Annotated in this window: 23 protein-coding genes and 1 pseudogene; 11 read left to right on the top strand and 13 right to left on the bottom strand. The window is 66.7% G+C overall.

Going from position 1 to position 23,089, the window contains the following annotated elements:
- The first annotated feature begins 54 nt into the window (after positions 1–54).
- Positions 55–270 carry a hypothetical protein gene (locus tag DQP58_RS09630; protein ID WP_112708181.1) on the top strand — a complete coding sequence of 72 codons (216 nt, stop codon included), beginning with the start codon at positions 55–57 and terminating at the stop codon, positions 268–270.
- Positions 271–334: 64 nt separating this feature from the next.
- Positions 335–1,372 carry a TIGR03617 family F420-dependent LLM class oxidoreductase gene (locus DQP58_RS09625; protein ID WP_112708180.1) on the top strand — a complete coding sequence of 346 codons (1,038 nt, stop codon included), beginning with the start codon at positions 335–337 and terminating at the stop codon, positions 1,370–1,372.
- Here the strand turns inward: DQP58_RS09625 and DQP58_RS09620 are convergent.
- From DQP58_RS09620 to DQP58_RS09610, 3 genes are all read right to left on the bottom strand, one after another.
- Positions 1,347–3,029 carry an NRAMP family divalent metal transporter gene (locus DQP58_RS09620; RefSeq protein WP_112708179.1) on the bottom strand — a complete coding sequence of 561 codons (1,683 nt, stop codon included), beginning with the start codon at positions 3,027–3,029 and terminating at the stop codon, positions 1,347–1,349. The two genes, DQP58_RS09625 and DQP58_RS09620, sit on opposite strands and share 26 nt — an antisense overlap.
- A complete protein-coding gene (locus tag DQP58_RS09615) occupies positions 3,026–4,360 on the bottom strand; it encodes a magnesium transporter MgtE N-terminal domain-containing protein (RefSeq protein ID WP_112708178.1) in 1,335 nt (444 codons plus the stop codon). Before DQP58_RS09615 ends, DQP58_RS09620 begins: the two co-directional genes overlap by 4 nt.
- A 219-nt stretch (positions 4,361–4,579) precedes the next feature.
- Entirely contained in the window at positions 4,580–5,332 is a 753-nt protein-coding gene (locus DQP58_RS09610) for a sensor domain-containing protein (RefSeq protein WP_112708177.1), read from the bottom strand.
- A gap of 127 nt (positions 5,333–5,459) precedes the next feature.
- On the opposite strand from DQP58_RS09610, the gene DQP58_RS09605 reads away from it, so the two are divergent.
- Positions 5,460–5,828, top strand: a complete 369-nt coding sequence (locus tag DQP58_RS09605) for a bleomycin resistance protein (RefSeq protein WP_112708176.1) — start codon at positions 5,460–5,462, stop codon at positions 5,826–5,828.
- Positions 5,829–5,830: 2 nt separating this feature from the next.
- On the opposite strand, the gene DQP58_RS09600 is transcribed toward DQP58_RS09605, so the two are convergent.
- From DQP58_RS09600 to DQP58_RS09590, 3 genes are all read right to left on the bottom strand, one after another.
- A complete protein-coding gene (locus DQP58_RS09600; protein WP_112708175.1) occupies positions 5,831–6,727 on the bottom strand; it encodes a DMT family transporter in 897 nt (298 codons plus the stop codon).
- Positions 6,728–6,807: 80 nt separating this feature from the next.
- On the bottom strand, positions 6,808–7,200 hold the full coding sequence (locus DQP58_RS09595; RefSeq protein WP_112708174.1) for a DoxX family protein: 393 nt from the start codon (positions 7,198–7,200) through the stop codon (positions 6,808–6,810).
- A 29-nt stretch (positions 7,201–7,229) separates the two neighbouring features.
- A complete protein-coding gene (locus tag DQP58_RS09590; RefSeq protein ID WP_112708173.1) occupies positions 7,230–8,360 on the bottom strand; it encodes an NDMA-dependent alcohol dehydrogenase in 1,131 nt (376 codons plus the stop codon).
- Positions 8,361–8,507: 147 nt separating this feature from the next.
- On the opposite strand from DQP58_RS09590, the gene DQP58_RS09585 reads away from it, so the two are divergent.
- Complete coding sequence (locus DQP58_RS09585) at positions 8,508–9,683, top strand: thiolase family protein (RefSeq protein ID WP_112708172.1); 1,176 nt, start codon at positions 8,508–8,510, stop codon at positions 9,681–9,683.
- Between the two features lie 66 nt (positions 9,684–9,749).
- On the opposite strand, the gene DQP58_RS09580 is transcribed toward DQP58_RS09585, so the two are convergent.
- On the bottom strand, positions 9,750–10,379 hold the full coding sequence (locus DQP58_RS09580) for a hypothetical protein (RefSeq protein WP_240629697.1): 630 nt from the start codon (positions 10,377–10,379) through the stop codon (positions 9,750–9,752).
- 106 nt (positions 10,380–10,485) lie between these two features.
- Here DQP58_RS09580 and DQP58_RS09575 point away from each other — a divergent pair, with 106 nt between their 5' ends.
- Positions 10,486–11,214, top strand: a complete 729-nt coding sequence (locus tag DQP58_RS09575) for a 3'(2'),5'-bisphosphate nucleotidase CysQ (protein WP_112708171.1) — start codon at positions 10,486–10,488, stop codon at positions 11,212–11,214.
- A 29-nt stretch (positions 11,215–11,243) separates the two neighbouring features.
- Here DQP58_RS09575 and DQP58_RS09570 read toward each other — a convergent pair whose 3' ends face one another.
- Positions 11,244–12,203 (bottom strand): GlxA family transcriptional regulator, encoded by a 960-nt coding sequence (locus tag DQP58_RS09570; protein WP_240629695.1) that lies wholly within the window; start codon positions 12,201–12,203, stop codon positions 11,244–11,246.
- 107 nt (positions 12,204–12,310) lie between these two features.
- Here DQP58_RS09570 and DQP58_RS09565 point away from each other — a divergent pair, with 107 nt between their 5' ends.
- Entirely contained in the window at positions 12,311–13,261 is a 951-nt protein-coding gene (locus tag DQP58_RS09565) for an NAD-dependent epimerase/dehydratase family protein (RefSeq protein ID WP_112708170.1), read from the top strand.
- Positions 13,258–13,683 (top strand): SRPBCC family protein, encoded by a 426-nt coding sequence (locus DQP58_RS09560; protein WP_112708169.1) that lies wholly within the window; start codon positions 13,258–13,260, stop codon positions 13,681–13,683. Before DQP58_RS09565 ends, DQP58_RS09560 begins: the two co-directional genes overlap by 4 nt.
- Positions 13,684–13,980: 297 nt before the next feature.
- Here DQP58_RS09560 and DQP58_RS09550 read toward each other — a convergent pair whose 3' ends face one another.
- Positions 13,981–14,886 carry a haloalkane dehalogenase gene (locus DQP58_RS09550; protein ID WP_112708168.1) on the bottom strand — a complete coding sequence of 302 codons (906 nt, stop codon included), beginning with the start codon at positions 14,884–14,886 and terminating at the stop codon, positions 13,981–13,983.
- A gap of 112 nt (positions 14,887–14,998) precedes the next feature.
- Here DQP58_RS09550 and DQP58_RS09545 point away from each other — a divergent pair, with 112 nt between their 5' ends.
- On the top strand, positions 14,999–15,727 hold the full coding sequence (locus DQP58_RS09545) for a DUF2652 domain-containing protein (RefSeq protein WP_112708167.1): 729 nt from the start codon (positions 14,999–15,001) through the stop codon (positions 15,725–15,727).
- 29 nt (positions 15,728–15,756) lie between these two features.
- On the opposite strand, the gene DQP58_RS09540 is transcribed toward DQP58_RS09545, so the two are convergent.
- On the bottom strand, positions 15,757–16,962 hold the full coding sequence (locus DQP58_RS09540) for a MalY/PatB family protein (protein WP_112708166.1): 1,206 nt from the start codon (positions 16,960–16,962) through the stop codon (positions 15,757–15,759).
- Between the two features lie 23 nt (positions 16,963–16,985).
- Positions 16,986–18,083 (bottom strand): NAD(P)H-dependent amine dehydrogenase family protein, encoded by a 1,098-nt coding sequence (locus DQP58_RS09535; protein WP_112708165.1) that lies wholly within the window; start codon positions 18,081–18,083, stop codon positions 16,986–16,988.
- 250 nt (positions 18,084–18,333) lie between these two features.
- Here DQP58_RS09535 and DQP58_RS27600 point away from each other — a divergent pair.
- The 3 genes and pseudogenes from DQP58_RS27600 to DQP58_RS09520 form a co-directional block, all read left to right on the top strand.
- Positions 18,334–18,687: pseudogene (locus tag DQP58_RS27600) on the top strand (LLM class flavin-dependent oxidoreductase); the annotation flags it as partial.
- A 204-nt stretch (positions 18,688–18,891) separates the two neighbouring features.
- Positions 18,892–19,953, top strand: a complete 1,062-nt coding sequence (locus DQP58_RS09525; protein WP_112708163.1) for an NAD(P)H-dependent amine dehydrogenase family protein — start codon at positions 18,892–18,894, stop codon at positions 19,951–19,953.
- 45 nt (positions 19,954–19,998) lie between these two features.
- Complete coding sequence (locus DQP58_RS09520; protein ID WP_112708162.1) at positions 19,999–20,973, top strand: LLM class flavin-dependent oxidoreductase; 975 nt, start codon at positions 19,999–20,001, stop codon at positions 20,971–20,973.
- Positions 20,974–20,976: 3 nt separating this feature from the next.
- Here the strand turns inward: DQP58_RS09520 and DQP58_RS09515 are convergent, their stop codons facing one another.
- Both DQP58_RS09515 and DQP58_RS09510 read right to left on the bottom strand, forming a co-directional pair.
- Positions 20,977–22,089 (bottom strand): ABC transporter substrate-binding protein, encoded by a 1,113-nt coding sequence (locus DQP58_RS09515; RefSeq protein WP_112708161.1) that lies wholly within the window; start codon positions 22,087–22,089, stop codon positions 20,977–20,979.
- A gap of 12 nt (positions 22,090–22,101) precedes the next feature.
- Positions 22,102–22,887, bottom strand: coding sequence for a spirocyclase AveC family protein (locus DQP58_RS09510; RefSeq protein WP_112708160.1), 786 nt, complete (start codon positions 22,885–22,887; stop codon positions 22,102–22,104).
- Positions 22,888–23,089: the final 202 nt, after the last annotated feature.

Genomic DNA, 23,089 nt, shown 5'->3' with positions numbered 1-23,089 from the left:
CCGAGTAGGCGATTTCCGGGATTGAAAACCGCCTGGCAGGGATACTTAGTTCCCATGCCCGAGTTTCGCGTCATCAACCCACGTGGCCGGGTCGTCGCGACGAAGAACTTTGCCGACGCGGAGGCCGCGCACGCCTGGTTCGTCAGCTCCGTGGGCGGCAACACCGAGCTGGGTTGGCGCATGGAGGTCAACGACGACGGGCAATGGGCATTCTTTGACGACACCGAAGGCTTCACCGCCCCGGTGAGCCGGCGGCCGACGAAACGCTGACCCCGCGTGGCCGAGGCTGACGAGCCCGCGCGGCGCGGCCCGACGCGCGACGTACGCTCCCACCATGCACGTCGACGCGATGACGATTCCCCAGCCGCTCGGCCAAATCGGTGAGCTCGCCCGGCGGACCCAAGCCGTCGGGTTCTCCGGTTTGTTGTTCACCGAGACGGGCCGCACCGCATACCTGAACGCCGCGGTGGCGTCGCAGGCCGCGCCCGACCTGGAGTTGTCGACGGGCGTCGCGGTGGCCTTCCCACGCAGTCCCTTCGTGACCGCCGCGGCGGCCTGGGAACTGCAGGAAGCCACCAAGGGAAGGTTCCGGCTTGGCCTCGGGACGCAGGTGCGCACCCACGTGGTGCGGCGCTACGGCACCGCCTTCGAACGGCCCGGGCCCCGGCTGCGCGACTACCTGCTGGCCGTCAAGGCGTGTTTCAAGGCGTTTCGTTCCGGGACGCTCGACCACCACGGCGACTTTTACGATCTCGACTTCATCACCCCGCAGTGGAGCCCGGGACCCATCGACGCTCCCGATCCCAAAGTCGATATCGCAGCGGTCAATCCGTGGATGCTGCGGATGGCAGGCGAAGTGGCCGACGGGGTTCACGTCCACCCGATCGGCGAACCGGGTTACCTGGCCCGCCACGTTCTGCCGACGGTCGGCGAAGGCGCGCAGAAAGCGGGCCGTTCACCGTCGGACATCGCGATCATCGTGCCCGTCATGACGATCGTCGGGGATACCGACGAGGAGCGGGACCGGCAGCGCGAAGTCGTGCGTGCCAGCATGGCCTTCTACGGAAGCACGCCCAACTACGCATTCATCTGGGACGAGGCGGGTTTCGAGGGCACGACCGCCCGGATCCGGGAAAAGCAGAAGGCCGGCGACTTCGCCGGCATGGCGGCCCAGGTCAGCGACGATCACATCGCGGTCTTCGCCACCGAGTCGACCTGGGACGGGCTGGCCGACGCATTGACGGCGAAGTACGCCGGAACCGCAACGCGATTGGTGATGTACAACTCGGTCGCCGACCAGGAGCGTTTCGAGCGCTACGGCGAGGTGGCCCGCCGGATACAGGCCGTCAGCGACCGAGCTGGATCGCTTTGACCACCAGCAGCAACGCCCCGACGACCAGATAGGCCCGCAGGGCGATCATCGCGAGCCGGGTTCCGGGGGACCAGGTGACCGGTTCGAGCAGGGCCAGCGGCGGCATGCGCCAGGTGTTGCGATCAACGCCGCGGCCCGGAAGTTGTGGCCGGGGCCGCGCGGGCTGCCGGCGGGCCAGCCAGCGCAGCACCGGCGCCGCGGCCGCCGCGAGGATGACCAGCCCGAGCGTCAGATAACCCGCGACGGCGACGACGTCGAGGCCGGGAAACAGCGTGGTGGCCATCAGGATCCCGGACAACAGCAGCAGAACGCCGACGATCAAGCCCGCGACCCAATTGAGCCAGGCGCGATTGACCCAGGGCCCCAGCACTTCTCGGTCGTTGCACAGCAACAGCAGAAACACGCTGGCGCTGGGCAGCAATAAGCCCGCGAGGGCCTGAACGGCAGTGGTGATCAACCCGAGCGGAGCACCCGGGATCAGCACGATGGCCGCGGCCAGGACCACCATCGCGGTATAGGACAGATAGAACTGTTTGGCGTCGGCGAAGCCGCGGTGCAGCGAGTGCTTCAGTCCGAACACGTCGCCGAAGGCGTAGCTGGTGGCCAGGGTCACCGCGGCGGCCCCGATGATCGAGGCGTCCATCAGCACGATGGCGAAGATCGAGCCGAGGACCGGGCGGTGCCCGCCCAGCAGATGTGCCGTCGCACCGGCGTCGGTGAAGCCGCCAAAGGTGTTGGTGGAGCGGGCCGCCCACTCGCCGGTCATCATCAGCGCGGCGGCGCCGACCACCACCACGAAGGCGCCCAGCACGGTATCGGCGCGTTCGTACCCCATGAACCGGGGCGTGATGCGCTTGTCGACGACGTTGGACTGCTGAAAGAACAGCTGCCACGGCGCCACGGTGGTACCGACGATGGCGATGATCAGCAGCACGGCATCCGAGCTGATTCCGCCCGAAATGCCGGGCACGACAAACGACTTCGCCGCGTGCCCCCACTGCGGATGTGACATCAGCAGCATCGGGATCTGCAGCAGCGTGATGGCGATGAAAATGAACATGGCCCGCTCCCATCGACGGAAGCTGCCGCTGGCCATGATCGCCACGAGCGCCACCGCCGAGATCGGTACCACAACGTATTTGGAGATGCCGATGTATTCGGCGGCCAGGCTGATGCCGATGAACTCGGTGACGATCGTCAGAAAGTTGAGCAAGAACAGGTCGCCGACCGAAAACCAGCCCCAGCCGCGGCCGAAGCGTTCGTTGATCAGCCGGGCGTGCCCGACCCCGGTGACCGCGCCGAGCCGGACCACCATTTCCTGGTTGACGATGAGCACCGGGATCAGCAGCAGCAATACCCACAGCAGTGAGTAGCCGTAGTTCTGGCCGGCCTGGGCGTAGGTTGCTACCCCGCCCGCGTCGTTGTCGCCGACCATGACGATGATTCCGGGCCCGACGATAGCCAGCAGGGTCAGCAGCCGCGTTTTCCAGGTGCGGGCATGCTCGGTTTCCCCGACGCTGATACGCCCGAACGCCCCCTCGATGTCACCCAGATGAGCGCTGTCCAGCACCGCGGTGCGCCGCGCTGGCTGCGTGGGCTCGGGGCGCTGCGCAGCCTGCGCGTCGGCCCGGGCGGCGTCCTGTTCGCCGGAGCTCACTGCGCGCTTCCTCCCCTCGGCGGCGTGTCACGGTCGTCGGCGGTGGTCTCGCGGATCGGGCGCGGCGCGGGCTCGCGGCGGCGCCAGTCTTCGGGGATGGTCGCCTCCAGCACGTCGTCAACGGTCACCACCCCGAGCAGCCGATCCTGCTCGTCGACGACGGGGATGGAGTAGAGGTTGAAATCCGCCATCAGCAGCGCGACGTCGGTCAGGTCGGCCTCGGCGTTGACTCGCACTGGATCGGAATCCATCAGGGCCGCAAGGGTTTCGGCGGGATCGACCTGCAGCAGGTTGATGACCGAGACGACACCGTCGAGCCGCTTGTCCTCGTCGAGCACATGCACCTTGATGAGCGCTTCCGGTTGGATGCCGCGCGACGCGGCGATCAACGCCAACGCCTCGCCCGCGGTGGCGGTGGCCGGACAGGTCACCGAGTCGACATTCATCAGCCCGCCCGCGCTTTCGGGGTTGAACCCCATCAGCGTGATGACTTTGGTGCGCTGCGGGGCGGGCATCAGCTCGAGCACGTGCCGGCGCCGCGACTGGCGTAGGTCGGCGATCGCGTCGGCGGCATCGTCGGCGCGCATCCGGCCCAGCAGAGCGGCGACCTCGTTGTCCGGCATGCCGTCGAGCAGCCGGCTGGCCTTTTCCGGATCCAGCTCCTCGAAGACGTCGGCCTCCAGCTCCGGGTCGCTGTGCACCCGGTCGAGGATCTCGCCGCCCTCGGCCTTGTCCGCTTCTTCGAGAAGATCGGCGATCTCGGCGGCCTTGAGGTCGCCGAACCGGTCCGACAGGCGCCGCACGGCATCCGAGCGTGCATGGCCGATCAGCGGCTCGAACGCCTTCCAATCGCGAGACGCGTGCCCGCCCGAGTGCTTGATCAGCCCGAACAACCGCGGCGGACGGCGGGTGTCCAGGCGGGTGACCATCCAGCCCTGGCCGGTCTGCTCCAGCTCGATGTCGTAGGCACGCACCAACTCGACGGTGGCCACGTCGATCAGCCGGTGGCCCAACACATCGGTGCGCAACAGCACTTCACCCTCACGGCGTTCGAACCCGCGAAGGTCAACTTTGTTCTTGGTCAACAGAACTCGATCCGCGGAGTACGCGTCGATGGATTTGTCGCCGATGAAGACGCGGCGCCCGCCGACCCCGGCCACAATCCCGGCCACCAGCGGATACTCCTCGGCTCCCCGCAGCCGCACGATCACGTCCTCGACCCGGCCCACCGTTTCCCCGGAGCGCGCCAGCACCGGGGCGCGCAACAGCTGAGAGAGGTGGATGACTGGCTGCCCGGCGCGTGGCTTGGACGCCTTTTCCGATGTGCCCACGTATCCCTCCTCAAGGCGGTACGACCTAACCCGCGGACAACCTACCTCGGGAACCATTTAGTGCGGTGCCAGGTACGGCTTCAGATCGGATCACTGGCGCGCAAGCATCATCGTGTGACCGACTCGGCCGCCAGAGCGTACGCCCTCGTCACCGCGGGCCACTACCGCCAATAGGTAAACAGCAGAATGCCATTGGGATTCGGTGGCCTTTTCTGGCGGCTATTGCTTGTCGACTTTTCCCGCGATCTGATTGGCGATGCTGACGCCCGAGTCCCCGACGCCCTTGCGGCACGCGTCGACGTCGATGACGACGTTGTTGCGAACGGTCAGCGCCCGCTGGCAGGGCATGGTCACGCTGTTGCCGTTGGAGGTGATGGTGATGGTCACCGGAGCGCTCAACACCCCATTGGCGTTGGACACCTGGCCCACCTTCCACTGAAGTTCAGGCTTACCGTCCGCGGCCGGAACGGTGTCCTGGCGGTTGGCGCAGGCGGGCCAGCGCTGAGTCGACGTCGTGAAGAACGCGCTCGCCTGCTCGGGCGACGCAAACAACACCACAAATTGGTATACGTCAGGGCTTTCCAGCTGATCGGCCCCCGCTGGAGCCGGCGCCTGGTCGTGGTAGCCGTACACCGCGGTGCTACCGCTGTCGGCGTAGACCGACGCCAACGCCGCGTGAGTGCTATATCGGCATTCGGCGGGAAACGTGTAGTCCGAGCGCTGCCCTGGGTCTTCCACCAACTGGGTGACCGGTGGGTCGCTCGTCGTCCCGGTGACGCCCAGCACGGTACCGATGTCGCTCGGCGAGAGCATCAGGTCGGGCAGTCCGGCCTGCGCCAGGGGAGTCTTCGGCGAGGCCGTCGTCGTGGTGGTCGACGACGAAGCGGCGCCTCCGGCGTTGTCGCCACCGCACCCGGCGGTCAGTATTGCGGCGGCGGCAATGGCAACTGCAGCGGTCAGCTGGCTCCTCATGCGCATGGAGCCTACGACAGCGGGGCGCCGCCGCAGGCGGATTTGCCGCATATGCGCTGGCGTGCAGGCTCTTACGGCAGCGGCGGCCGTTGCGTGCGAAGTGGGCGTCAGAAGCTATGTTCGTTGAATGTCCACAGTCGACTTCACCTCGGTATCGCCAATTGTCCCCGTCCGAGACCTGGACGTCGCGCTCGACCGGTACAGCCGGCTCGGTTTCGACGTCCGCGCGTACAAGGGCCCGGACCGGTACGGATTCGCCGATCGCGGGTCGGTGTCGATCCACCTGACCGAGTGGGCCGAGCACGACCCCTTGCGCACCGCCGCCAGCGTGTACTTCTACGTCAGCGACGCCGATGCCCTCTACGCGCAGTGGGAGGCAGTGGAGAACCTCGGCGGCCGCCTGATCGCCCCGCAGGACACACCGTACGGTCTGCGCGAATTCGCCTACGTCGATCCCGACGGCACCGCCCACCGGGTCGGTTCACCCCTGAGCTGACCTCAGGCTGATTCTGTTGTGCGAGAGTGCGTTTCGTCAGGCGACGGGGTGTAGCTGGCCTGGCTGCGGGCCAGCGCGACCGTCGCTGCCCCCATCAGCGCGACCGATAAACCCAAGGCCACCCAGCCGATGTCGTTGGTGCGCAGCGTCTCACCCAGCACGGTGACACCCAGCGCGGATCCGACGATCGGCTCGGCGACGGTGACCGCAGGCAGCGACGCGGTGAGCGGGCCGGCCCGAAAAGCCGACTGCTCCCAGGCGGTCGCGGCGATCGCCAGCACCACCCACACGTACAACTCGGGTGTCCGCAACAGCGCCGGGATACCGCGGTCGAGCTGGTCGACCACGCCCTTGGTCAACACCGAAAACAGCCCCCACAGCGAGCCGGACATCAGGCCCAGCAACAGTGCGCCGACCGAACCCGGGAACATCCGCGCGCCGATTACGCACAGGGCCAGCGCCGGACCCATGACCAAAGCCACGACGGTCCAGGTGTGAACCGACCCGCGCGGGGCGCCCTGCTGAGGGTCGCCGACCGTCACCACCACCGCGACGGCGACGGCCAGCAGAACCGCCCAAATCCCTTGCCGCAGTGTGATTCGGCGGTGTGCCACCCGTGCGCTGATGAGCAACGCGAACAGCAGCGAGGTCACCAACAGCGCCTGCACCAGCACCACCGACCCCAGGCCCAGGGCGGCTGCCTGGAAGCCGAACCCGGCCGCGGCCACCAGGCTGCCCGTCCACCACTGCCTGTCGCGCAACAGCCGGCGAAACAGGGCGACGGTGCCGACCGGTGTATCGGTGACTTGCTGTGCGGAGCGCTGCTGGACGACGTCTCCGGCGCCGACCATCAGGGCGGCCGCGATCGCGAGCAACGCCGCGATGCCCGTCTTGCTCACGCCGGTCTCCTAGCCACTATGGCGGGCCATTCCGCTTGTTGCACAAGCGATTCGCATGCGGGGCTGGCCTACGCGGTGCGTCAGCTGTTGCGCCGAATCTTGAGCGCGGTGGTGATCATCGGAATCTGCAGCGGCAGCCGGGCCAGGGCGACCAGGCGCATCGGCCACGGCTTGCCCCACCACAGCCGGCACATGTTGACGTTGCCCGGAAAAACCCCGACGAACAACGCCGCGGCGGCCAGCGCGGCGGACCGCCGGGTGCTCCGCGGCACCAGCAGCGCCCCGATCACCAGCTCGGCGACACCCGACGCGTAGGTGTAGAGCCGCGGGCTACCCGGCAGCTCGACCGGAATGATGGAGTCGAAGGGTTTGGGCGCGACGAAGTGCAGGGTGCCGATGCCGAGCAGCATCGCCGCGACACGGTAAGCGAGTTGCTGGGTGGCGTCGCGGCCGGCGTGGGGGAGGGTTGTCATGGAGCCATTGTGCCCATAGCGGCGGCGGCTTACGCGCGGTCGGCGTCGGTGAAGCGGATGATGCCACGGATGTTGCGGCCCTCGAGCATGTCGCGATAGCCGTCGTTGATCTGCTCGAGGGTGTATTCCCGCGTCACCATGTCGTCGAGATTGAGCTGCCCCAGTTTGTAAAGCTCGAGAATCGCGGGGATGTCATACTGCGGATTTCCGCCACCAAAGATGCTGCCCTGCAAGCTCTTCTGCAACAGCGAGAGCCCGGCGAGGTTCAGGGTGACCTCGTTGGCCAGCACGCTGGCCATGCCGGTGAGGCAGCAGACGCCGCCCTTGGCGGTCAGCCCCATCCACGATTCGACGTCTTTGCCCTCCACGTGGCCCACGGTGACGATTACCTTGTGGCACATGAATCCTCGTGTCGCCTCGGCGATACTGGCCGCGCCGCTGCCCACGTCCGCGAACGCCGCGGTGGCGCCGAACTTGAGCGCCTGCTCGCGCTTCCACTCGAACGGGTCGACGGCGAATATGCGTCGTGCCCCGGCGATCTTGGCGCCCTGCAGGGCGGCGACCCCGACCCCGCCGATTCCGATGACCGCGACGTCCTCGCCCGGCGAGACCGCCGCGCTGCGCACCGCCGAGCCGTAGCCGGTGGTCACCCCGCAGCCGACCAGGCAGGCCACGTCAAACGGGATGCTCGGGTCGATCTTGACCACCGACGTCTGGTGCACCACCACGTACGGCGCGAAGGTGCCCAGCAACGACATCGGGATGACGTTTTGCCCGTTGGCCGTCACCCGGAACGATCCGTCCGATACCGATTGGCCCGACAGCAGGCCCATGCCCAGGTCGCACAGGTTGCGCAGACCCGTCTGGCACGGCGTGCAGGTGCCGCAGGACGGGATGAAGGACATGACGACATGGTCGCCGACGGCTAGATTCTCGACACCCTTGCCGATCTCGGTGATGACGCCGGCGCCCTCGTGGCCGCCCAGCACCGGATAGCTCGGGATGGGGAAGTCGCCCGTCATCAGATGGTGGTCGGAGTGGCACAGGCCGGCCGTCTCCAATTGCACCGTCACCTCGCCGCGGCGGGGTTCGCCGATTTCGATCTCCTCGACCGACCATGGCTCGTTCAGTTCCCAGACCAGCGCACCTTTGGTTTTCAACGGTTGGCCTCCGTTTTTACCCGAACCGCTTAATTGTTAGCGCCGTCACAGGAGCCCGGCCTACTGAACTTAGACCATTACTATTGTCTATACAGTATTTGATACGATTCGCGGCGTCTGACCGCCCACAACAACGAGGTTGAGAACATGGGAACACCCGTCATTGTCGGAGCCGTCCGGACCGCGATCGGCCGATCGTTCAAGGGGACGCTGGTCAACACGCCGCCCGAGACCCTGATCACCGCCGTGCTACCCGAGGTGGTCCGCAGGTCGGGCATCGATCCCACTGACATCGACGACATCATCTTCGCCGAATCCCATTACGGCGGTGGCGATCTCGCCCGGTATGCGGCGACCGCGACGGGCCTGGACTACGTTCCCGGGCAGTCGGTCAACCGGCACTGCGCGGGCAGCCTCACCGCCATCGGCAACGCCGCGGCGCAGATCGGCTCCGGCATGGAACGGGTGCTCATCGCCGGCGGGGTGCAGTCGCTGTCGATGACGCCGCTGACCAACTGGCGGATCCCCGGCCCCGAGCTGAAGTTCGAGGAGCGCTGGATGCCTCCCACGCATGTGGAGACGCCCGACGCGCCCGCCAAGGACATGTCCATCACGGTCGGCTGGAACACCGCGCAGACGGTCGGCATCACGCGCGAGGAGATGGACGCCTGGGCGGCCCGCTCCCATCAGCGCGCCGTTGCCGCCCAGGACGCCGGCAAGTTCGCCGACGAGATCCTGCCGCTGAAGATCACCCAGTTCGACGGCTCGGTCACCGAGTTCGCCGTGGACGAGCACCCACGCCGCGACACCACCATCGAGAAGCTGGCCGGCCTCAAGGTGCTGCACCCCGAGATCGAGGGTTTCTCGATCACCGCAGGCAACAGCAGCGGCACCAATGACGCCGCGGCTGCCGTCGCGCTGGTCGACAGCGACTACGCGCAGGCCGAGAAGCTCAACGTGATGGGCACGATCCGGGCCTGGGCGGCCGCCGGTGTACCGCCCCGGGACTGCGGCCTGGGTGCGGTCAAGGTCATCGGGAAGGTGTTGCAGCGGGCCGGCCTGTCGCCCAGCGACGTCGCCCTGTGGGAGATCAACGAGGCGTTTGCTTCCGTCCCGATCGCGGCGTGCCGCGAATACGGCCTCGACGAGGAGAAGGTGAACTTCTCCGGTAGCGGCTGCAGCCTCGGCCACCCGATCGCGGCCTCGGGTGCGCGCATGGTGACCACGTTGGCCTACGAGCTGGCCCGCCGCGGCGGCGGCATCGGCGTCGCGGCGATGTGCGCCGGCGGCGGCCAGGGCGGCGCGGTCGTCATCGAGGTCTAGCGGCGATCGCGAGGTCGGCGAAGCTGGGGCGATGCGCGTCGCCGCCATCGATCCGAGCCTCAGCGGCTAATTGCAGAACGTGTAGCCGATGAATTGGGTGCCGCGCGTGTCGCCGCTCGAGTAATTGGCGAAGTGCACGGCCGGCTCGCCGTTGTACTGGGTGTTCATCTTCTGCACGGTCGGTGGTGGAACGCCCTTGGGGAAAGCCAGGATCATGTCGGCGTAAATCTCCAAGCCGGACTGGCATATCGCCTCGCGGCGCGGCGGCTGCGGATTCCATGCGTGCACGACGACCGGTTCCGTCAGCTGAGACCCCGTCGCGCAATTCGGGTCGCAGAGCTTGAACACCGCCGTGCCGGTCCCGTCGGCGCCCTGCGGCCCCCAGGACATCCACGACATGTCCTGCAGCGCAACGGCCACACTGGCGCAGCCCAGAACGTTGAGCTTCTTCGGACGCGCGACCGGGGGAACGGACGGGTTATAGCAGCCCGGGATGGCGAAGCTCTCCGGTGCTGGCGGCGGTTGGGTGCTAGGCGCCGTCGCGCTCTGATGGCCCCGGCTCAGCTGCACGCCCACCACTGCGAGGACCCCGACCAACACCACGGCCGCGACAATCCCGGCCCCGATCAGTCGCCCCCGCGAGGTGTGCCGCAACCGCCTCGATAATGGGACGTTGGCGTTGCCGCTCACGCTCATTAGATTACGGGTGAAACTTTGCCGGTGGGCTGCTGCCCGTCTTCGCGCCTGACAGGGTAAAGTTGGTCATCGCTGCCAAGATATTGAGGATTCCGCGGGGTTGCCGATGAAAGACCATGATCTGGCCGCACGGTTGGCCACCGAGGCCGGTCGGTTGTTGCTCGGCGTTCGAGACGAATTCGCGCACGCGGAAGCCGCTGAACGGAAAGCCGCGGGCGACAAGCGATCCCACGACTTTCTGATGGAGGCGCTCACCGCGGAGCGGCCCGGTGACGCCGTGCTGTCCGAAGAGGGCGCCGATGACCCGGTGCGATTGCGCTCGGACCGGGTCTGGATCGTCGATCCGCTGGACGGCACCCGGGAATTCTCCGAGCTCGGACGCGACGACTGGGCCGTCCACGTCGCGCTCTGGGAGGCCGGTGAGTTGGTCGCCGGCGCCGTGGCGCTGCCGGCGCAGGGCATCACGCTGGCGACTCCCGACGTCGCGTCGCCTCCCGCCGTACCGGGCAAGCCGCGCATCGTGGTGTCGCGCACCCGCCCACCCGCCATCGCCCTGAACGTGAAGGATGCCCTGGACGGGGTGCTGGTGGAAATGGGCTCCGCGGGAGCCAAAGTCGCGTCGATCGTCCAAGGGCTCTCCGATGTGTACGTGCACGCCGGCGGCCAGTTCGAATGGGACTCCGCCGCGCCGGTGGCGGTGGCACGGGCCGCCGGATTGCATACCTCTCGCATCGACGGCTCCGCCCTGGCCTATAACCAACCCGATCCGAGGTTGCCGGATCTGGTGGTCTGCCGTCCCGAACTGGCGGAAGCGGTGCTCGCGGTTACCCGCTGACTGTCGACGTTAAAAATGCGCTCAGTCTGTCACTTTGGCGACGTGACGCTATCTGTTTGCTTGGGGGAGTGGGTGAACGCAGCACGATAGGCGCTCGGGGTCAGACCGGTCTTGCGAATGAAATGGTCGCGTAGTGAGTCAATGGAACCGAGCCCGCTGCGGTGGGCGATGACCCCGACCGGCAGATCGGTAGTCTCCAAGAGTTCACGTGCGCGGTCGATCCGCAGTTGCAGCAGCCATTGCAGTGGGCTGAGTCCGGTTTCATCCCGGAAGCGTCGATTAAGCGTGCGAATACTGACCTTTGCGTGATCGGCCAAATCGGCGAGTGTGAGCTTGTCCTGAATTCTGGTCAGGGCCCAGGCACGCGTCTGACTCAAGCTGGTAGGGGCCGCCGTAGGGACGGCCGCGGCGACGAACTGCGCTTGCCCGCCGGGGCGCACAGGGGCGACCACGGCCAGGCGTGCGATCGTATTTGCCACTGCCGCACCGTGGTCGGTGCGGATGAGGTGCAGGCATAGGTCGATTCCGGCGGCCAATCCGGCCGACGTGACGACCGGCCCGTCTTCAACGAACAGCACTTCGGGCCGGACCTGCACATGTGGATAGCGTTGCGCCAACTCGGCGGCGTAACGCCAGTGCGTCGTTGCGCACCGCCCGTCCAGCAAGCCCGCGGCCGCCAGGACGAACGCGCCGGTACAGATCGACGCGATTCGCGCCCCGCGACTTGCGGCCTCCTGCAACACCGAAACCAGTTCGGGTGCGACCTTGTCGCGGGCGCCGGTACCGGTAACGAGAACGGTATCGGCGCCGCCGATGACCTCCAGAGAGCCGGTAACGATTACGTCGAACCCACCTCGCGTGGCCAACGGTCCGGGCACCGGTGTGCAGGTGCGGACTGCGTAGGCTTCGCGGCCATCGATCTGCACGCCGCCGAACAGCAGGTCGGGGATCGATAGCTCGAACGCACCGACCGGCGGGACGGCGACCACCGCAACGTGGTGAATGGCTAGAACCTCCCTTGGTATGGCATTTATGCCACTGGCGCAGTGTAGCCGGTCGCACGAATAGTGGGACTTCAAGGCCCTGAAGGAGAAACATGTCCGTGAAAGTTGTTGTCGGAGCGGGTGGTGCGGGTGTAGCGACCGCTGAGCTGCTCGCCGACTCTGGCCATGAGGTACGGCTGATCACCCGGCGCGGCAGTGGTCCGAGCCATCCGCGGATCCGGCGGATCGCGGTTGATGCGTCGAAAACCGACGACTTGGTGGGTGCGCTCAAGGGGGCGAGTACCCTCTATAACTGCGCCGCGCCGCCGTATCACCTGTGGCGCACCCGCCTTCCCGCCCTCGCTTCGGGCATGCTCAACGCCGCGATCGTGGCTGGGGCGGATTACGTGATGTTGGGCAATCTGTACGGCTACGGACCCGTGGCCGGCTCGATCACCGAACACTCGCCGCTGAAACCGAACTCGATAAAAGGTGAACTGCGCGCAGAAGTATGGATGCAGGCAAAGGCCGCACACGACGCGGGCCGGGTCCGCGTAACCGAGGTCCGCGCCAGCGATTTCATCGGCCGTGGCGCCATGTCGGTGTTCACGATCATGGTCGCGCCCAAGGTGCTTGCCGGCAAAACAGCATTATTTCCTGCCAATCTCGATGCGCCGCACAGCTGGACCGGAACAGTCGATGCAGCGCGCGCTCTGGTCGTTGCGGGCGCCGACGAGCGTAGTTGGGGACGACCGTGGCACGTTCCGACCAACCCCGCGGTGTCGCCCCGCCAGTTGGCGACGGTGTTGGCCGACTGCGCTCGAGTCGGCGCTCCCAAGCTCCGCCGCATGCCGGGCTGGTTGCTGGCTGTGGCGGCGTTGGGCTCCAAAGTGGTCCGCGAGTTACCCGAGATGCAGTATCAGCTCCAAAAGCCGTTCGTGATGGATTCCTCGGAGACCGCGCACACGTTCGGCCTGACCCCGACTGCGCTCGACGAGATTCTGCATGACGGCCTTTCCCAGGGCCGCGCCCCAATCGCGACGGCTCGCGGAACGCGATCATGACGCAAGTCCACGAATGCGGCGAACTGGGTGCGTCGGCGCAGCAGGTGTGGAGGCTAGTCGCCGATTTCGGAGGATTCGTCGAGATGCTCGTCGCCTCGCGTGACGGCACGGTCAGGACCCGCGGGGCCGGTATCGGGATGCTTCGGACCGTCACGGTCGATGGCGAGTGCATGATCGAACGGCTCGACGAGATCGACGAGGAGCAATGGCGAACCCGTTACTCCATGATCGTCACCGGACCGTTTCCCGTGGCCGATTACCGGGCAACCATCACGTTGCAGCCGCTCGGCGAGAGCAGGTGCGCGCTGAGTTGGGCGGGCTCCTTCATCCCCGTCGGTGCCAGCGAATCCGATGCCGCAGCGGCCGTGCGCTCGGTCTACAGCGAGGGAATCGCATTGATGCGTCGGCGGTTTGGGAGCTGACACGATCTGCCTGCCCGGGGCTCACTCAGACCGTGACGAACTCGGCAATCATCGCCATGTCCTCGTGCTGGAGGTGTGGCATTGGACCAGATACGTTCCGCGATAGTGGGTGAACCGCACGATCACTTCCGCCGCTCAGCCGGTGCAGCATCGATGGTGTCCTTCCAACCATGATCGAAGCGCCCGGGCGGTTTGTTGTTGCGCGACGAGACTTGAAGTGGTTGAGATGGACATGATCGGATACGTCGCGCGTCATCCGACCCGTGGGTTGTCGAAGGTCATGGTCTGGAGGCGGCTTCACCGCCAGGCCTGCTGCCAGGACTGGATGCGTTCGGCTAGTTCGGGCCCGCGGTCCTCTTGGATGAAGTGGCTGGCGTTGATGCGGGCGTGTGGCTGGCCCGCGGCCCCGGGAATGTGCTTGATCAGTGCGCTGTCCGCCCGCCCGAGGATCGGATCGCGGGCCCCGAAGATGGCGAGGAAGGGCTTTTCCCAGCGGCCGAGGGCGTCCCAGGCCTTCCTGTTGGCCGGGATCGCCGGATCGGTGGGAGAGGTGGGGACCAGCTGAGGGAACGCCCGCGCCCCGGCTTGATACGACTTGTCGGGGAAGGGCGCGTCGTACCCGGCGCGGACTTTCGACGGCACCCGGCGAACGGTCCCGGCGCTGACGATGCGGCCCGCGGGCAGCACGGGGGAGTAGCGGGCGAAGGCACGCCAGGCGTAGAAGGCGGGCGGGGTGCGCCGTTGCGCCGTGGGCAGGAAACCGTTGGCCACCACCAGCCGCCCGATGCGGTCGGACTGCTCGGCGGCGATGCGCAGCCCGATCAACGATCCCCAGTCCTGCACGAACAGCGTGACGTCCCTGAGGTTGAGGTGCTCGAACCAGGAGGTCACCCATTCGACGTGCCGCTGGTAGGTGTAGTCCTCGACCCGGCTGGGCTTGTCCGAACGGCCGAAACCGATCAGATCGGGCGCCAGCACACGGTTCCCGGCGTCGGTCAGGGGCGGGATCATCGTGCGGTAGAGGTAGCTCCACGTGGGTTCGCCATGCAATAGCACGATCGGCGGCCCTTCGATCGTGCCCTCGTCGAGGTAGTGCATGCGCAGCGGGCGGGTGTCGCTTGCGGTTACGTCAAGGTAGTGCCCAACGAACGGGTAGCCCTCCAGGTTTTCGAATCGGGAGTCCGGGGTTCGCAGCACATGCATATTCAGCTCCTCCGGTGAACCGGCACCTCTGCTAGCCTCTCTCGCCGGGGCCAGTTCGTCTAGTAGCAGATTCATTGAGCTGGGCCCAACGGGCTACTAAAATGGTTCATTCATGGCAATTTGGCGCGCGGTTCTACTCATCGCCGACATCGGCGGCTACACGCAGTACATGCAGTGGAACCGGACGCATCTTGCCCATGCCCAGCTGACCGTTGCGGGCCTGCTGGAGTCGGTCATCAACGCGGGCAAGGGTTTGAAGCTGGCGAAACTCGAGGGCGACGCCGCGTTCTTCTGGGCACCGGACAGCCACGCCAAAGTGGTGGTGTGCGACCGGCTGTCACGGATGCGCGCGGCGTTCCTGCAGCGGCGCGAGCAGATGAAAAACGACATCGCCTGCCAGTGCGCGAGTTGTGAACAGCTGGACAACTTGTCGCTCAAGTTCGTCGTGCACGTGGGCGAGGTGGCGGATCAGAAGGTGAAGCGCCATACCGAGCTGGCCGGCTTCGATGTCATCCTGGTGCACCGGATGCTGAAAAACATGGTGCCGGTTGCCGAATACGTGCTAATGACCGATCCCGTCGCCGCATGCCTCGACGAGCAGATGCGTGAACTGTGCCTGCCGTTGGTGCATGTCTTCGATGGCATCGGCGAAACGCCGACGCACTACATCGACCTCGCGTCATTGCAGGTTCCCGCGGTGGCACCGCGGCGCAGCTTTTTACGCAGGTTCGGTGCGACGGCGAAACTCGAGATCGACAGCCTGCCCTTCACGCTCGGCATGAAGGAGCCCGCGCAAGGATTCCGCAACTTGGGCCGAGGGGCCGAGGAGATCTCTGCATAGCCGAAAACCGTTGTGGTTCGGCGTTATTGCTAGCGTGCGCTGGCCAAGGCCCGGCCCATGCGCGACAGGGCCTCGCCGAGAATGGCTCGCGAGGTGGCGAAGTTCAATCGCACGTGTCCGGTTCCGCCGGTTCCGAACACGTGGCCGGAGCTGAGTGCCACCCGCGCGTGGTCGAGGAACCAGCGGGCGGGCCCCGACAGGTCCGCAACCACCGCAAGGCCGTCGGGGGCATCCTCGACGAAACCGAGTTCCCGGCAATCCAGCCACGCAAGGTAAGTGCCTTGCGGCCATTGATATTTCACGCCGGGAAGGTGTTCGGCGACCAGGTCGCCCAGCAAAGTCCGGTTCTCGTCCAGGCCCCGCAGGGTCGCGTCCAGCCAGTCGCCGCCGCTGCGAAATGCCTCGGCGTGGGCGATGACACCGAGATGGCTGGGCCCGTGGCTGACCTCCTCGGGCATCCTGTTCAGGTCGGCGACCGCTTCCGGCCCGGCGATGGCCAGGGCCGCTTTCAAACCGGACAGATTCCAAGCCTTCGACGCCGAGGTCAGGGCGAAGGCGTTCTCGGCGCCGGGGACGGTGAGAAAGGGCGTGAAGCGCGATCCGGGCAGGATGACGGGCGCGTGGATCTCGTCGGACACCACCCGCACGCCGAACCGCCGGGCGAGCTCGGCGACCCCGCGCAGTTCGTCGGCGGTGTGCACCGATCCGGTCGGGTTGTGGGGATTGCACAACAAATAGGCGACCTTCGCGTCCCTGGAAGCCCCCGCACGGGCCCGGACGAAGGCATTCTCCAAGGTGCCCAAATCAATTCGCCCATCGCGTAGCGGCGCCTCGATCACCTGACGGCCGTCGTGGGCGACGAATGCGTAGAACGGGGCGTAGACCGGCGGGTTGACGACGACGGCGTCACCGTGATCGGTCAGCAGGCGCAGCACCTCGACGACACCGAGCATGACGTCGGGAACCAGCGCGGTGCGGCCCACTTCCAGGTCGTGCCACTGCCAGTGCTGCGCCGCGAATTGGCTGACCGCTTCCGCCAGCGCGGTGCCGCAGGGGTATCCGGTGTCGCCGCCGTCGATGGCCTCGCGTAGCGCCTGCGCCACCGTCGGCGCCAGGTTCACGTCCATCTCGGCGACCCACAGCGGCAGGACATCGGCGGGATGCGCGCGCCATTTCATGCTGGTGCGCAGCTGCAGCTGGGCCAGGGTGAGTTCCTCGAGCGGATTAACCGTCACGCCCGCAGAGTAACCGGCGTAGCCTACCCGCCGACAAATACTTTTTGCGGGATCGTCAACGGCAGGTCCACCGAACTGAGCAATCCCGGTTGGGCGGCAACGACATACGGCACGGCGTTGACGACGCGCATCGCGGTGGCGACCATGGCGCCCGCCCCGGACGTCATCCCGCCGATGCCCGCCTTGGCGGGATCTTTCAGCGTCGCCGCCAGCGTGCAGTCGATGTCCGGATCGCCGGAAATCATCACGCGGTAGGACAGATCGCCAATCCCTTTGGGCCACTCGAGGGCGACGTCGTGCGCCAGCCGGGTCACGTGCTCGATGACGATCGCTTCCCGGCCGTCGACCACGCCGATCGCCTGCATGCGCAGGGCGCCGCAGGTTCCCGCCTCGACGGTGCCCATCGCGACCTCGAGCGTCTGGTTGGTGACGGCGCGGTCGAAACCCTCGCGCACTTCCTGGACTTCGACCCCCAACGCGTCGGCGATCAACCGGATCTGCCCTTGCCATTCCCCGGCGATGGCGCCGGGGTAGCTGATCCACGGCTGGTAGTCCAGCGGACGGCCGAAGCCCAGCGCGTCGCTCATGATGTCGGGAACCCCGTAGTCGTCGTACAGGCCGATCTCGAACGAGTGGATCTTGTCGATCGACGATGACTGGGTGGACAGCACCAGCGGCAGATAGTCGGCGGCGAAGCCCGGCTCGATGCCGGAGGCGTACAGCGACACCTGGCCCTGCTTGGCCGCGGCGACAAGCTGGTCGCGCCACTCCGCGGGCTCGTAGGCGTGCGGGTTGACCAATCGCGTGGTGCTGGTGGTCACGACGTTGATCCCGGCTTCGAGCAGCTTGACGTAATCCGGGATGGCCAGCGCGTCGCGCTCCGGGCCGCTGGCCGCATAGATGACGCAATCGGGCTTGAGCGCGATCAGCGCGTCGGCGTCGTTGGTGGCGTTCAGGCCGATCGGCTCACCGCCGGCCAGCTCGCCCGCGTCCTTGCCGACCTTGGCGTACGAGTGGACCCACACGCCGACCAGGTTCAGATTAGGGCGTCGCTGGATCGCGCGGATGGCAATCGATCCGATGCCACCCGTCGCCCACACCACCACGCGATGAGCCGTCATCTTGTTCCTCCTCAGGGGCGTGCGCGTCGCGCAACACGACGAAAGCCGGGGCGGCCGTTGCTTTTACGCGGACGGCAGCGGCCGGTGTGACCGACGGTCGACTTGGAAACTACCGCCGCGAATCCGCCCGGTCAAGGATTTAAGAAAGTGGGCACTATCTTAGCGAACAAATTTTAGGTTAGGGTGCTGCTGTGACGGCCCACCAGCGTGTTGCCCGCCTCCGAGCGAAAATTCGGGGCGGCGGGCGCTGATGTTCACGCTCAGGTTCGACATGCGCGCCCCGGTTGGGGGAGCACCGGCCACAGATCTGTACGCCGCGGCCATCGACATGTGCGAGTGGGCCGAAACGCGCGGTGCCGCGCTGGCCGTGCTCTCCGAGCACCACGGCGCTCATGACGGTCATCTGCCGGTGCCGCTCACCTTGGCGTCGGCGATAGCGGCCAGGACGCGCACGCTGGCGATCCTGCTCGCCGCGGTGCCGATTGCGCTGTGGGATCCGGTCCGGCTCGCCGAGGAGATCAGCGTGCTGGACCTGATCAGTGGTGGACGGGTGTCCTACGCGTTCGGGGTGGGGCATCGGCGGGAGGAATACGAGCACTTCGGCACCGGAAATGTGGCGGAGCTTCGAGTGGACGGCGGCCCGTACCGCTTTTCATACCCGACGAGGCGATCGACTACATGCGCGGCGGGCGACTGTTGTTCGTTGCATCCGCTGTGCGGCGGCGTCGCACCGGAGGTGGCCTGGCTTTATCTCGAGCGGTCCGCGATCGCCGCCGCGCGGGCGCACGACAAGTGAGGAGAGCTGCTGATGCGGGTTGTCGTGTGGTCGACCGGGGGCGTCGGCTCGAACGCGATTGATGCCATCCGGCGACGGCCGGACCTGGAACTTGTTGGCGTGTGGGTACATTCACCCGACAAGGCCGGCAAGGACGCCGGCGAGCTGGCCGGCGGGGAGCCCATGGGCGTCACGGCCACCAATAATGCCGACGCGCTGATCGCGCTGACCCCCGACTGCGTGGTGTATGCGGCCAGCGGTCCCGACCGCGATAGCGCGGCGGTGCCCGACTATGTGCGTCTGCTGGCGGCGGGCATCAATGTGGTGTCGACGTCGTCGACGAGTCTGGTGTACCCGCCGTCCTACTTCGCGCCCAACTGGCGCGACGAACTGGACGGCGCGGCCAAAGCGGGTCGGGCGTCGTTCTACGCGTCGGGCATCTTCCCCGGGTTCGCCTCCGACCAGCTCGCGCTACTCATGACGACCCAGTCCAAGAGCATCCGCCGGATCACGGCCAGCGAGGTCGCGCTCAACGACCACTACCCGGTCGCCGACGTGATGATGGACGGGATGGGCTTTGGCCGGCCGCTCGAGTTCGAGCCGATGCTGAAGACACCCGGCTTCATCGAATTGGCTTGGAAGGCACCGATTTACCTGATGGCGGCGGGACTCGGTGTCGAGGTGGAGGAGATACGCGGTTCGCTCGACCGTGAGCTCACCGACCGGGACATCGAGGTTGCGTTCGGCACGATAAAAGCGGGCACCTGCGGCGCGGTGCGGACCCGGGCGGCGGGAGTGGTCAACGGCCGCAAGGCCATCGTGATCGAGCACGTCATCCGGATGGCCCGCGACGTCGCCCTGGACTGGCCGGCGTCGGCCTGCGACGCCACCTATCGGGTCGACATCGAGGGAGATCCGGACATCCACTGCGAGCTGACGCTGGGCGATACCGAAGGACACGGGGCCGGGCGGGCCGCCATGGCGGCCACGGCGATGCGCGTGGTCAACGCGATCCCGTATGTCGTCGAGGCGCCCCCGGGGCTGCTGAGCTCGCTGGACATTCCCATGGCGCTGCCGCTTTACGCCTTCGACTGAAGGTGTAACGTGCATCACCAAGATTAGCCCACCTAGGAGTCTGCCGTGTACACACTGCGCTTCGACATGCGCGATCCCGAATGGGCTGCGCCCCCAACCGATTTGTACGCCGCGGCTCCCGAAATGTCCGCGTGGGCCGAGGAGCACGGTGGCCTGGCGGCCGTCCTGTGTGAGCACCACGGGTCCGAGGACGGCTACCTGCCGTCACCGTTCCTGCTGGCCTCGGCGGTGGCGGCGCGAACCCAGCGCCTGGCGCTGAGCCTCATCCTGATCCTCCCGTTCTACGAAACGGTCCGCCTCGCCGAGGACATGGCGGTGCTCGACATCATCAGCAACGGGCGGGCGTCGTACATCCTGGCCCTGGGCTACCGGCCCGAGGAATTCGAGCACTTCGGCGTGCCGATCAAGAAGCGCGGCCGCCTCTGCGACGAGAAACTCGCGCTGCTGCGGCGACTGCTCGCCGGTGAAACCGTCGTCGAGGACGGGCGGTCGATCACCGTGACGCCTCGGCCGCTGACGCCCGGCGGGCCGGGACTGATGTGGGGCGGCGGCACGGTCGCGGCGGCCCGCCGGGCCGGCAGATACGGACTCGGCATGCTGGGCAACGCCAACGCGCCGGGTATGCGCGAGGCCTACGAGGAGGCCTGCCGCGAGCACGGGCATCAACCCGGGCCGACGATGTTTCCCGACCGCGACACGCCCTCGGTGGTGTTCGTCGCCGACGACGTGGACGAGGCGTGGAAAGAGATCGGCGAGCACCTGCTGCACGACGTGCGCACCTACGCCGCGTGGAATCCGGGGGACGAGACGACCGCGGGATTCAGCCACGTCAACACCATCGACGAGCTGCGCGAGACACCGACGTCGCACGTGATTATTTCGGTGCCAGAAGCGATTTCGCGCGTCAAGGCCGGTCAGGTGCTCAATCTGTCGCCGCTGTGCGGCGGGCTGCCGCCGGAGATCGCGTGGCCGTACCTCAAGCGCGTCGGCGAAGTGGTGCTGCCCGAGGCTCTCGGCTGACCGCTACTCCTCGCCGAAGCGATCGACGAGGTGCGAGTTGACGCCGTCGGGGTCGAGCCGCCGCGCCACCAGATAGCCGGCCCCCGTCCAGGCGCGCCGAGACCAGTTCCCGAACGACACCCGTGTTCCCGGCGCGCCGGATGCGGCCGGCATCATCTTGACGCGTTCGAGCGCCTCCTTCACCCCGCGCGGGCTCAACGGGTGGGCGTCGGCGAGCGCCCGCAGCAGCGTGTGCGCGACGTCCCGATTGACCACCGGCACACACCATTCCGGTCGCCGGCCGTAGGCCTCGTTGTACTCGTCTAGGAATTGCTGCCCGACCGCGTTGCCCTCGTCGTACTGGTCGACACCGGTCCAGCCCATGAAGGCGTTCCACATGATGGGGTTGAGCCAGGCGTTCTGGAAGGCGGTACCGCAGAACCGGGGCGGATCCCAGCCCAGCGCCTCGAGCGCCGGGTTGACGAACACGATCCCAAAGCCGAACCCGCAGTGCACGATCGCCTGCGCCTTTGCGTCGTGCAGCGCCTGGACCGCGGCCGTCACGTCCCCGGCGGTCTGGGCGATCGACGCCTCGGCCACGATGCGAATGTCCTTGCGCTTGCACGCATCCCGGAAGTTCTTCAGATACGCCTCGCCGACCAGCGACTGCTCCACGAGCACGCCGACCTCGGCGTGACCACCCTTGGCCAGCAGGTCGGACCAGAAGATCGGCTCGTCGGTGTGCGAGCCCATCGGGTAGGCGAAGAACCACTCGCCGAGCGCGGCGTCGGAGCCGGTCACGCTGATGCAGGGGACCTTGAACCGCTCCTCGATGGCCTCTCGGGTCGGGATCGCGTTGTCCCCGATATTGGGCCCGAAGATCGCCAGGCAACCCGCGTCGCACAACTCGCCGTAGGCGTCGATGACCGCCTTGACCGATCCCTTGGGTAGGCCCTCCACCTCGCGGTAGATGATCTCGATCGGCCGATCGATCAGCCCTTGCTCGACACCTTTCTTGAAGACCAGGTCGAACGGTTGCATCAGGTCCTCGAAGTACGTCTTCGGAAAGCCCTCGGGCAGGCGGAAGTCCATCAAATAACCGATTTTGATCGGCTCCGCAGTGCTCTCGTAACCCATGTGATCGCTGCCTTACTTGGGTTGGTTGGGGACGCCCGGGTACAGCTGCTCGGTCGGCCCCGCGGTGACGTAGCCGCCCAGCTTCGTAATAAGGTGCGGCGCGAACACCGCGCCGTAGACCAGGTGTCCGACGACGATGACGGCCACGATGGAGAGCACCGCAGACTGGCCGCGGCTCTTCGCCCTCCTGTCCGCCCACATGTCGATGACGTTTCGTCCTTGCGCATCGGTGCGCCCGAGCAGATACGTGAACAGCATCATCTGGATGCCCATGGCCAGCGAGTCGTACAGCGGGTACTGGTGCTTGGTCCCCTCGAAGATCGCGAGGCCGGGAATCACGTACCCGTAATAGAAGTTGCCGAGTTGGGCGCCGGTGAAGGCGTTGAAAAACAATGCCCAGCAGATGCCGACGACGAGGCCGACCACCAGCAGGGTAATCGGCATGCGCCAGTTGAACTTTGCGCTCAGCCACCGTCCGAGGGCGGCCCCGGTCACCGCGGGGATGATGAAGTAGGAGACGTAACCGATCGGCACCGCTAACGGCAACCCGCCCCACGTCACGTTCAACGGCCACCAGGACGGCATGCGAGGCAGCGCGGGCGGAAACTGTGCATACATCGCCCAGTCGTAGGGGGACTCGATCCAGGAGAACGAGATCGCCGAGATGCCGAGAAGCAACAGCGGGCGGATGCGGCGACGCCGGTAGCTCAGGTAGATCCCCGCGATCAAAAACGCGATGCTCGCGACGTAGGAAAAGTACTGAGCCCCGGCCATCGCCGGCGTCATCTGGGTGTTCACCGGCGACCCTCGTCGCTCGGTGCGCGCCGCGCCTCGGGGTCGAAGCGCAGCACCAGGCCGAATATCAGAACGATCAGTCCGAACAGCGTGCCGAGCATGATTACAGCGCCCATGGTGTCACCCTTCCGATGGTTTCGCCTTAAGGTAGTGGATACTATCCTATTGAGATAGTGGATACTATCCCGAAGGCCGTTCGAGGAGT

Source organism: Mycobacterium colombiense, from assembly GCF_003284975.1.
In the GTDB taxonomy this organism is placed as follows: Bacteria; Actinomycetota; Actinomycetes; order Mycobacteriales; family Mycobacteriaceae; genus Mycobacterium; species Mycobacterium europaeum_A.
The sequence above is the reverse complement of the archived record's forward strand: the minus strand, read 5'-3'. Positions and strand labels throughout refer to the sequence as shown.